Below are 2,190 nucleotides of genomic sequence, written 5' to 3'. Positions count from 1 at the left end.
TGTCGACGGCACGTGAAAACTGACCCTGTGGCGGCAGACGAAGTTTGACCCCCTGCCGGACCCTGTCCTCATGGCGAGGACGGGAGGAAGCGGGTGTTGAGCGTGGAGAACTGGGCGGAGATCCGGCGGTTGCACCGGGGTGAGGGCATCCCGATCAAGGCGATCGCGCGGATGATGGGGTGTTCGAAGAACACGGTGAAGAAGGCGCTGGCCGCACAGTCGCCGCCGCGGTATCAGCGGGCGCCGGTCGGGTCGATCGTGGATGCGGTGGAGCCGCAGATCCGGGAGTTGCTGAAGGCGTATCCGACGATGCCGGCGACGGTGATCGCCGAGCGGATCGGCTGGGACCGCTCGATCAGGGTGCTGCGCGACCGGGTGGCGGAGCTGCGCCCGGTGTACCTGCCGCCGGATCCGGCCTCGCGCACGGTCTACCGGGCCGGGGAGCTGGCGCAGTTCGACTTCTGGTTCCCGGATATCACCCTGCCGGTGGGGTGCGGGCAGACCCGCACGGCCACGCGGCTGCCGGTGCTGACGATGGTCAGCGGGTACTCCCGGTTCCGGGCCGCGGTGCTGGTGCCCTCCCGCGGTGAGCAGGACCTGTTCGCCGGGTGGTGGGCGAACCTGCAGACCCTCGGGGCGGTGCCCAGGACGCTGGTGTGGGACGGGGAGGCCGCGGTGGGCCGGTGGCGGGCCCGGGCCCCGGAACTGACTGCGGCCACCCACGCCTTCCGTGGGGTGCTGGGGGCGAAGGTGATCATCTGCAAGCCGGCCGACCCCGAGGCCAAGGGCATGGTCGAACGTTTCCACGACCACTTGGAGACCTCGTTCCTGCCCGGGCGGACCTTCAGTTCCCCGGCCGACTTCAACACCCAGATCGCCGACTGGGTGGCGGTGAGCAATCACCGGCGGATGCGGGTGCTCGGGTGCACCCCGGCCGAGCGTGTCGAAGCGGACCGGGCGGCGATGCTACCTCTGCCCCCCGTGGCCCCGGCAACCGGGTGGTCCTGGGCCACCCGGTTGCCGCGGGACCACTACGTGCGCCTGGATGCCAACGACTACTCCGTCCACCCCGGTGCTGTCGGGCGGCGGATACAGGTGGCCGCGGACCTGGAACGGGTCGTGGTGACCTGCGAGGGAACCGTGGTCGCCGAGCACCCCCGGTCCTGGGCGAAGCACCAGAGCTTCACCGACCCGGCGCATGCGGCCGCCGCGGTCGCGCTGCGCCGGGGCCGGCTGGCCGTGCCCGTGCCACCGGCGGCCACCGAGGTCGAGCAACGGGATCTGAGCGTCTACGACGCCCTCACCGCCGAGGCCCTGGTCGATGAGGGGGTGGCCTGAGATGACCACCAGAACACCGGCCCGGGATTGGGAGGCGGAGCTGGCGTATCTGACCCGGGCGCTGAAAGCCCCGACCCTGCGTGAGTCCGTGCCTCGGTTGCTCGAGCGCGCCCAGACCGAGGCGTGGAGTCATCAGGAGTTTCTGCTGGCCTGCCTGCAGCGCGAGGTCGCCGCCCGGGAGGCCCACGGCGGGGAGGGCCGCATCCGGGCCGCCCGGTTCCCGGCCCGCAAGGGACTGGAAGACTTCGATTTCGACCACGCCCGCGGGCTGCGCCGGGAACAGATCGCGCATCTGGGCACCTTGGACTTCGTCGCGGCCAAGGACAACGTGGTGTTCCTCGGGCCCCCGGGCACGGGCAAGACGCATCTGGCCACCGGCATCGCCATCCGGGCCTGCCAGGCCGGGCACCGGGTGCTCTTCGCCACCGCCGCCGAGTGGGTCGACCGCCTGGCCGCCGCCCACCAATCCGGGGTGCTGCAGGCGGAGCTGCGCAAGCTGGCCCGGATCCCGCTGCTGGTCATCGACGAGGTCGGCTACATCCCCTTCGAGCCCGAGGCCGCGAACCTGTTCTTCCAGCTGGTGTCCTCCCGCTACGAGCGGGCCTCGCTGATCGTGACCAGCAACAAGCCCTTCGGGCGGTGGGGCGAGGTCTTCGGCGATGACGTCGTAGCCGCGGCCATGATCGATCGCCTCGTCCACCACGCCGAGGTCATCGCCTTGAAGGGCGACTCCTACCGGCTGAAGAACCGAGACCTCGGCCGCGTGCCCGCGGCCGGAACCCAAGAAGATGAGTGATCAGGGGGTCAACCTTCAGATGCCGGAAAGGGGTCAGTTTTCACTCGCCGTTGACA

At 70.5% G+C, this 2,190-nt stretch carries 2 protein-coding genes; both read left to right on the top strand.

The features are described 5' to 3' along the window. Positions 1 to 93 precede the first annotated feature (93 nt). The gene (gene istA, locus RF640_RS18765) at positions 94 to 1,338 is read left to right on the top strand and encodes an IS21 family transposase (RefSeq protein WP_368828652.1); all 1,245 of its coding nucleotides are present in this window, start codon (positions 94 to 96) and stop codon (positions 1,336 to 1,338) included. A gap of 1 nt (position 1,339) precedes the next feature. Further along, on the top strand, positions 1,340 to 2,134 hold the full coding sequence (gene istB / locus RF640_RS18760) for an IS21-like element helper ATPase IstB (protein ID WP_368828651.1): 795 nt from the start codon (positions 1,340 to 1,342) through the stop codon (positions 2,132 to 2,134). The last annotated feature ends 56 nt before the right edge of the window (positions 2,135 to 2,190 follow it).

It is taken from the genome of Kocuria sp. CPCC 205231, from assembly GCF_040980965.1.
GTDB lineage: Bacteria > Actinomycetota > Actinomycetes > Actinomycetales > Micrococcaceae > Kocuria > Kocuria rosea.
The sequence above is the reverse complement of the archived record's forward strand: the minus strand, read 5'-3'. Positions and strand labels throughout refer to the sequence as shown.

Excerpts from the sequence above, each read along its gene's own strand:
- istB (WP_368828651.1), top strand. The coding sequence starts at position 1,340 with ATGACCACCAGAACACCGGCCCGGGATTGGGAGGCGGAGCTGGCGTAT.